Source organism: Paenibacillus tyrphae (genome assembly GCF_027925525.1).
GTDB lineage: Bacteria > Bacillota > Bacilli > Paenibacillales > NBRC-103111 > Paenibacillus_G > Paenibacillus_G tyrfis_B.
Genome location: NZ_BSDJ01000008.1, coordinates 274,696 through 284,382, shown reverse-complemented (window position 1 = coordinate 284,382; position 9,687 = coordinate 274,696). Strand labels below are relative to the sequence as shown.

Here is a 9,687-nt window from a genome sequence, read left to right as displayed (position 1 = left end):
CACGGGCGACTTGGCGCGGTGGATGGAAGACGGCAACGTGGACTTCATCGGCCGGATCGACCATCAGGTAAAAATCCGGGGGTACCGGATCGAGCTAGGCGAGATCGAAACGGCGATGCTGCGCTTCGCGGGCGTACGTCAGGCGGTAGTGATCGATCGGACGGATGAGCGGGGTCAAAAATATTTGGCGGGCTACGCAGCAGGGGACGAAGTGCTGAGCGTGGAGGAGCTGCAGGCGTATCTGGAGCAAAGCCTACCGTCGCACATGGTGCCTGCGCGGATGATGAAGCTGGAGCGCTTGCCGCTGACGCCAAACGGCAAGGTGGATCGCAAAGCGCTGCCGGAGCCGGAAGGCGGTGTGCGCGCGGGAGCGGCGTACGCAGCACCGAAGACGGTGGCGGAGAAGACGCTGGCGGCGGTGTGGCAGGCCGTGCTGGGCGTGGAAAAGGTCGGCATCCTGGACAACTTCTTCGAGTTGGGCGGCGATTCGATCAAAGCGCTGCAGGTGGCTTCGCGTCTGCTACAAGCCGGCTACAAGCTGGACATGAAGGACTTGTTCGCCTACCCGACTGTGGCCGACCTGAGCCACCGCGTCCGGTCTGCGACCCGCATGGCGGATCAAAGCGAAGTCGTCGGAGAAATGCAGCTGACGCCGGTTCAGCTCTGGTTCTTTGAGCAGAAGCTGGCCGACGCGCACCATCATAACCAGTCGGTTATGCTGTACCGCAAGGAAGGCTTCGACGAAGCGGCGCTGCGCGTGACGATGAAGAAGATCGCCGAGCATCACGACGCGCTGCGTACGGTGTTCCGGGCAACCGGCAGCGGCTATACCGCTTGGAGCCGGGGGACCAATGAAGGTGAGCTTTTCAGCCTCGAAGTGTTAGATTTTAGCGACGCGGCGGATGTCGCGGCAGCCGTAGAAGCGAAAGCGAACGAAATTCAGAGCGGCATCGACCTTGATAACGGACCGCTCATGAAGCTTGGTCTGTTCCATTGCCCGGACGGCGATCACCTGCTGATTGCGATCCACCATTTGGTGGTCGACGGGGTGTCATGGCGCATTTTGTTCGAGGACATCGCGACCGGGTACGAACAGGCGCTTCGCGGCGAAGCGATCCGCTTCCCGCACAAAACGGATTCGTTCCGGACGTGGGCGGAGCAGCTGGCGCTCTATGCAAACGGACCGGCGATGGAACGCGAACGGGCATATTGGCAGCAAATCGAACGGGCCGACTATCGTCCGCTGCCGAAAGATTACGCCGGCTCGCAATCGCTCAACCGGGACAGCGAGACCGTCACGGCCGCCTGGACGCCGCAGGAGACGGAGCTGCTTCTGAAGAAGGCTCACCCCGCCTACGGCACGGAAATGAACGACCTGCTGCTGACGGCACTCGGCATGGCCGTACACGAATGGAGCGGCATCGAGCAGGTGCTGGTGAATCTGGAAGGCCACGGTCGGGAAGCTATTCTTCCCGAGCTTGATATCACGCGCACCGTCGGCTGGTTTACAAGCCAGTTTCCGATCGTGCTCGATATAGGCCAAAGCAAGGACGTAACGCAACGGATCAAGCGGGTCAAGGAAGGGCTGCACCGTATTCCGCAAAAAGGAATCGGCTACGGCATCCTGAGATACTTGTCGGCGCGGCAGGAAGGTGACGTCTTCGTCACCGAGCCGGAAATCAGCTTCAACTATTTGGGGCAATTCGATCAGGACGTGCAAAGCAGCGCCATCGGGATATCGCCTTATCCGGCGGGCGCGGAGCTCAGCCTAAACGCGGCCAAGCAGTATGCGCTCGACATCAACGGTCTCGTTTCGGAAGGCGCGCTGCAATTGACGATCCGCTACAGCGGCAAGGAGTACAGCCGGGAAACGATGGAGCGGCTGGCCGGGCTGCTGGAGGAAAGCTTGCGGACCGTCGTCGCCCACTGCGCGGCAAAAGAACGGCCGGAGCTGACGCCAAGCGATGTCCTGCTCCGGGGATTGACCATCGAGGAGCTGGAGCAGCTTGCGGAACGCACCCAAGCGATCGGAGAGCTGGAGAATGTCTATGCGCTCACGCCGATGCAAAAAGGCATGCTGTTCCACAGCTTGCTGGACGCGCAATCGGGAGCTTACTTCGAGCAAACGACGTTTGAGCTGCGAGGACGCTTGGATGTAGGGGTCTTTGAGAACAGCTTGAATTTGCTGCTGCGGAGACATGAAATTTTCCGGACGAACTTCTTTATCGGATGGAAGGATCAGCCGGTGCAGGTCGTCTTCCGCAGCAAAGACAACGGGTTCGCCTATATGGATCTGAGCGACATGAACGAGTCCGAACGAGCCGCTTACCTCGATACGTTTATTCGCGAGGACCGGGTCAGAGGCTTCGATCTGGAAAAAGATCCGCTGATGCGCGTGTCGGTTCTGCGTACGGGTGAAGAGACGTACCGGTTCGTGTGGAGTTCGCACCATATTTTGATGGATGGCTGGTGCGTGGCGCTGATGACCGGAGAAGTATTCGAAAGCTACTTCGCGCTTATGCAGCACAAGCAGCCGGAGCTGGCTCCGGTTACGCCGTACAGTCAATACATCGAATGGCTGGAAGCGCAGGATGCGGAAGAAGCCGCGCGTTATTGGAGCGGCTATCTGGCCGGCTACGAGCAGCAGACGCTCCTGCCGACTGGCAAGCCGCAAGTTAAGACAGAAGGGCAGCGGTTCGAGACGTCGTTCTGCGACCTCGGCAAGCCGTTAACCCGGAAGATCGATCAGCTCGCCAAGCAGCACCGAGTAACGCTTCATACGCTGCTGCAAACCGTATGGGGACTGCTGCTTCATAAATACAACGGCAGCCAGGATGCCGTGTTCGGCAGCGTCGTATCGGGGCGTCCGGCGGAAATTCCGGGCATCGAGAACATGATCGGCTTGTTCATCAATACGATTCCGGTGCGCGTCCGCTGCGAGGCGGAAGAGCGGTTCGCGGACGTCATGCGAAGAAGTCAGGAGCAGGCGCTTGCTTCCCAAGCTTACGAAACGTACCCGCTCTACGAGATTCAGGCGCTGACGGAGCAGAAGCAGGATCTGGTTAACCATATTATGGTCTTTGAAAACTATCCTGTGGAAGAACGGGTGGAGCAGCTCGGAAGCGCCGAGCGCGATCAATTCGAGATCGTCGATGCGCAAATGGTCGAGCAGACGAACTATGACTTCAATCTGCTTGTTATGCCGGGCGAAGCGGTCAAGCTCCGTTTCGAATACAATGCGCTCGTGTATGACGGGGATAGCATCGAACGGATGCAGTACCATTTCATCCATGTGCTGGAGCAAATCGCGGCGAATCCGCAAATCCGCGTCAGCGACCTGGAAGTGGTGACGCCGCAGGAGCAAGCGCAGATCATCGATGTGTTCAACGCGACGGCGGCGGACTATCCACGGGAGCAGACGATTCACGGCTTGATCGAAGCGCAGGCGGAGCGGACGCCGGATCACACCGCCGTCTACTTCGAAGGCGAGCGGCTGACGTACCGCGAGCTGAACGAGCGGGCGAACCGGCTGGCGCGCACGCTGCGGGACCGCGGCGTGTCGAAAGACCGCCTCGTCGGGCTGATGACCGAACGGTCGCTGGACCTGATCGTCGGTATCGTCGGCATCCTAAAAGCCGGGGGCGCGTATGTGCCGATCGATCCGGAATATCCGGAGGAGCGTATCCGCTATATGCTGGACGATTCGGGCGCGGAGCTGCTGCTTTTGCAAAGCGGGCTTCGGGATCGCATCGCGTTCGCGGGGATCGTCGTGGAGCTGGATGCGGCGGACGCGTACAGCGAAGACGGCTCGAACTTGACGCCGGTGTCGGGAGCGGACGATTTGGCTTATGTCATCTACACGTCGGGAACGACGGGCAAGCCGAAAGGGGTCATGGTCGAGCACCATGGCTTGTGCAACCTGAAAACGTATTTCGACCATACGCTGCACATCGGGCCGAGAGACAAGGTCGTGCAGTTTGCGAGCTACTCATTCGACGCGGCCTGCTGGGAGTTTTTCCAGGCGTTGTTCTGCGGGGCGACATTGTATATCCCGACGTCGCACACGATCCTGAACTACGAGTGGTTCGAGAAGTATATGGCCGAGCATGGCATCACTATTGCAGCGCTGCCGCCGACCTATGCGGTCTATCTCGAACCCGACCATATGCCGGACCTGCGCATTCTGTTCACGGCCGGCTCCGCTTCTTCAGCGGAATTGGTACAAAAATGGAAAGACCGGGTGATGTACTACAACGGATACGGCCCGACGGAGAACTCCGTGGCGACGTCTGTATGGCCGGTGTCCACTGATCCGAAGGCGGACGTGATGATCTCGATCGGCCGTCCGGTTCCGAACCACCGCGTCTATATGGTCGACCCGCACGGGCACTTATTGCCGATCGGCGTAGCCGGGGAGCTGTGCGTAGCGGGAGCGGGACTTGCCCGAGGTTATCTGCACCGGCCGGAGCTGACGGCGGAGAAGTTCGTGATGAGCCGGTTCGCGGAAGGCGAGCGGATGTACCGGACCGGGGACTTGGCACGATGGATGCCGGACGGCAACATCGAATATTTGGGCCGGATCGACCATCAGGTCAAAATCCGCGGCTACCGGATCGAGCTGGGCGAGGTAGAGGCGCAGATTATGAAGGCCGCATCCGCCGTCCAAGAAACGATCGTGATCGCGCGGGAAGACGCCTCCGGGCAAAACCAACTGTGCGCGTACTTCGTGGCGGACTGCGAGGTGGCGGTAAGCGAGCTGCGAAGCGAGCTGGCGGTGGAGCTGCCAAACTACATGGTACCGTCGTATTTCGTACAACTGGAGCAAATGCCGCTGACGCCGAACGGCAAAATCGACCGCAAGGCGCTGCCTGCGCCGGAAGGAAGCGTGCAGACGGGCGTGGACTACGTCGCGCCGCGGACATGGGTGGAAGCGAAGCTGGTACAGATCTGGCAGGAGGTGCTGGGCACCGCGCATGTCGGAGTGAAGGAAAACTTCTTCGACATCGGCGGACATTCGCTGCGGGCGACGACGCTGGCTTCGAAAATCCACAAAGAGCTGAACAAGCAGCTGCCGCTGCGCAGCATCTTCGAGTATCCGACGGTCGAGCAACTGGCACGCGTGATCGAAGAGATGGAGCAGGTGGCGTATGCGTCGATTCCAGTAACGGCCGAAAGCGAGTATTACCCGGCGTCTTCGGCGCAGAAGCGGCTGTACGTGCTGAACCAGTTGGAAGGAGAGGCACTCAGCTACAACATGCCGTCGGTGCTGACAGTAGAAGGCCCGCTCGACCGCGAGCGGGTGGAAGAAGCGTTCCGCCGGTTGATCGCCCGTCACGAGACGCTGCGAACCGGTTTCCGGTTGATCGACGGCGAGCCGGTGCAGCGCGTGGTTGCCGCCGAGGACGTGCCGTTCCGTCTGGAAGTTACGCAGGCGGATGAGAAGGAAGCGGAAGCGCATATCCGCCGCTTCGTGCGGCCGTTCGATCTGGAGCAGGCGCCGCTGCTGCGCGCAGGCTTGATCCAGCTTGGCCCGGACCGTCATCTGTTGATGCTCGACATGCATCACATCATCTCCGACGGTGTGTCGATGGGCGTGCTGACCGACGAATTCGTACGGCTGTACGGGGGCGAGGAGCTGCCGTCGCTGCGGATTCAGTACAAGGATTACGCGGCGTGGCAGCAGGCGGACGTGCATGGCGAGTGGATGAAGCGTCAGGAAGCGTACTGGCTGGACGTGTTCCGCGGGGAACTCCCGGTGCTGGACTTGCCGACGGATTACCCGAGACCGGCGGTGCGCAGCTTCGAGGGCGACACAGTGACGTTTACGCTCGGTCAGGCCGGAAGCGAGCGGCTGCGCCAACTGGCGGCGCAAACGGGCTCGACGCTGTATATGGTGCTGCTGGCGGCTTACATGACGCTGCTGCACAAATATACCGGGCAGGAAGACGTCGTCGTGGGCACGCCGATTGCGGGCCGTCCGCATGCGGACCTGGAGCCGGTGATCGGGATGTTCGTCAACACGCTGGCGCTGCGGAGCTATCCTGCGGGCGAGAAGACGTTCCTCGGGTACTTACAGGAAATCAAGGAGCATGCGCTCAAGGCGTACGAGCACCAGGATTATCCGTTCGAGGAGCTGGTGGAGAAGCTGCAGGTGAAACGGGACATGAGCCGCAGTCCCCTGTTCGACACGATGTTCGTGCTGCAAAATACGGAGGACGGCGAGCTGGGCATCGAAGGTTTGACGTTCAAGCCTTACCCGAGCGGACACGACGCGGTGAAGTTCGACTTGACGCTCAATGCGGCCGAGGCGGAGGATGAGCTGCAGTTCAGCCTCCGGTATGCCGAAGCGCTGTACAAGCGCGAAACGGTCGAACGGATGGCGGGCCACTTTGTCCGGCTGCTTGAATCCGTTGCAGACAGCCCGCAGGCGAAGCTGGCGGAGCTGGAAATGATCACGTTGGAGGAAACTGCTCAGCTTCAGACGGAGTTTAACGATACGACGGATGACCGTTATCCGCAAAACAAAACGCTGTATGCGGTCTTCGAAGAACAGGTCGAGCGGGCGCCGGACCGGATAGCCGTGGTGTTCGAGGGTGAGCAACTGACCTACGGCGAGCTGAACGAGCGGGCGAACCGTGTGGCTCGCGTGCTGCGGGCGCATGGGGTGACGGCGGATCAGCCGGTGGCAATGCTGGTGGAGCGGTCGCCGGAGATGATCGTGGGGATGCTGGCGGTGCTGAAAGCGGGCGGCGCGTATGTGCCGATCGATCCGCAGCATCCGGAGGACCGGATTCGCTTCGTGCTGGAAGACAGCGGAGCGAAGCTGCTGCTGACGCAAAGCTGGCAGCAGGCCAAAGCAGCGGAGTTCCAAGGCGAGGTATTGTGCCTGGACGAAACGTGGCTGTACGAAGGCCCGGCGGAGGACGTCGCGAATCTGGAGCCGGTATCTGGCGCGAACAATCTGGCCTACCTGATCTACACGTCGGGGACGACGGGGCAGCCGAAAGGGGTCATGATCGAGCAGCGGAGCGTGGTGAACTTTACTTTAAGCTTGTTCGAGCCGATCTATGCGGCACATCCGGAGTACCGGAACATGGCGCAGCTGGCGCCGTACGTGTTCGACATGTCGGTGAAGCCGATCTACGGGGCGCTGCTGCTGGGCTTGACGCTGCACATCGTGCCGGAAGAGACGCGGATGGACGGGGACAAGCTGCTGAAGTTTTTCTGTGAGCATGCCATTGACATCACGGATGCGACGCCGACGTACCTGGCAATTCTGGTGCAGGCGGCTGCGGCCAGCGGAGGCGCGGCCGGTGCGAAGCACTATGTGATCGGCGGCGAGGCGCTGACGACGAAGGTCGTGAAGTCGTTCTGGTCGACATTCGGCGAGCAGGTGAAGCTCACGAACGTGTACGGGCCGACGGAGTGCACGGTCGACTCGACGATCTACGAAGTGGAGCCGCAGCGTATCGGTGAACTGGCGGACACGGTGCCGATCGGGCGACCGCTACCGAACCAGAAGATCTGGCTACTCGACGCAGAGCAGCGGCTTGTGCCGATCGGCGTAGCAGGCGAGCTGCACATCAGCGGAGCGGGCGTAGCGCGCGGCTACAACCGGAGACCGGAGCTGACGGAAGAAAAGTTTGTGCAGAATCCGTATGAATCCGGTGGACGGATGTACAAGACGGGCGATTTGGCCCGCTGGCTGCCGGACGGCACGATCGAATATATGGGCCGGATCGACCATCAGGTGAAAATCCGGGGGTACCGGATCGAGCTGGGCGAGGTGGAAAGCGGCTTGATGAGCGTGGCTGCGGTCCGGGAAGCGGTGGTGATCGCAAGGGAGAACGAAAGCGGCGAGAAAGACCTGTGTGCGTATTACGTCGCGGACGAGCCGCTTGCTGCAGTCGAGCTCCGGGCGGAGCTGGCCGCGAAGCTGCCGGGGTATATGATCCCGTCGTACTTCGTGCAGGTGGAGCGGATGCCGCTGACACCAAACGGCAAGCTGGATCGCAAAGCGCTGCCGGCGCCGGAAGGCGGAGTTGAAACAGGCACGGCGTATGTGGCGCCACGGACGGCGCTGGAAGCGAGGCTGACGCAAATCTGGCAGGACGTGCTGAAGCTGCCGAGAGTCGGCGTGCAGGACAACTTCTTCGACATCGGCGGACAATCGCTTCGGGCAACGACGCTGGTGGCGAAAATACATCAAGAGCTGCAGGTCAAGGTGCCGCTGCGCGACGTATTCCATTACCCGACAGTCGAGCAGTTGGCGCAGTCCATTGCAGGAATGGAACAGCAAGCTTACACCTTCATTCCGGCTGCCGACAAGCGCGAGTATTATCCGGCTTCCTCCGCGCAGAAACGATTGTACATGCTGAGTCATGTGCAAGGCGGAGAGACCAGCTACAACATGCCGGGCGTGATGAAGGTCGAAGGGCCTCTTGACCGCCATAAGCTGGAAGACGCGTTCCGCAAGCTGATCGCCCGTCATGAGACCTTACGCACCGGCTTTGAAATGGTGGACGGCGAGGTCGTTCAGCGAATCTACGAGGATGTGGAATTTGTTCTTGAGCATGTAAGGGCTGGTGTCGAGGAGGCGGACAAGCATATCGGCCGGTTCGTACGGCCGTTCGATCTGGAGCAGGCGCCGCTGCTGCGGGCAGGCCTGATCGAGCTTGAGCCGGAACGGCATCTTTTGATGTACGATATGCACCATCTGATTTCGGATGGCGTATCGGCGGGAATTATCGTGCAGGAGCTTGCGCAGCTGTACGAAGGCGAAGAGCTGCCGCCGCTGCGGATTCAGTATAAGGATTACGCCGTATGGCAGCAGCAGGAGACGCAGAGCGAGCGTTACCTGCGGCGCGAGAACTACTGGCTTGTAACGTTGGCGGGCGAACTGCCCGTGCTTGATCTGCCGGTCGCTTACCCGAGGCCTCCGGTGCGGAGCTTCGAAGGCGCGCTGCTCGACTTTGCCGTCGAGCCGGCCGTGGCGGCGTCGCTGCACCGGCTTGCAGCGGATACCGGCAGCACCATGTATATGGTGCTCATGGCGGCCTACACGGTCCTGCTTTCGAAGTACAGCGGGCAGGAGGATCTGATCGTCGGTACGCCGGTTGCCGGCCGGTTGTCGGCGGAGCTGGAGCCGCTCATCGGGATGTTCGTCGGAACGTTGGCGATCCGCAATTATCCGCGGAATGACAGAACGTTCTACGAATATTTGCTAGAGGTCAAGGAGCGCACGCTACAAGCGTTCGAGCATCAGGACTATCCGTTTGAGGAGCTGGTAGAGAAGCTGAAGGTGAAGCGGGACGCGAGCCGCAATCCGGTGTTTGATACGATGTTTATCGTGCGCAATATGGAAACGCAGGAGGCGAAGCTCGATAAGCTGTCCTTCACCCCGTACGGGCAGGACCACACCACAGCTAAATTCGATCTGACCTTGTCGATGAGCGCGGAAGAAGGCGAGATTCGAGGATCATTCGAATATTGCACCAAGCTGTTCGGCAAGAGCGTCATCGAACGGTTGACCGGTGATTTCTTGACGATTTTGTCCGAGATCGGCGCGAATCCGGAACTGGCCTTGAGCGAGATTAGCGTATCGGGTCACGTGAAGCCGAAAGCGGATGTACTGGATTCGATCGACTTTGTGTTCTGATTACAGACAGACGTACAATCTGATTTCTT

The 9,687-nt window shown here is 60.3% G+C and carries 1 protein-coding gene; it reads left to right on the top strand.

The window, feature by feature from the left end; all coding sequences use genetic code 11:
- The coding region (locus QMG93_RS12435; protein ID WP_281936822.1) for a non-ribosomal peptide synthetase at positions 1-9,658 on the top strand (9,658 nt) is incomplete at its 5' end.
- Positions 9,659-9,687 lie beyond the last annotated feature (29 nt).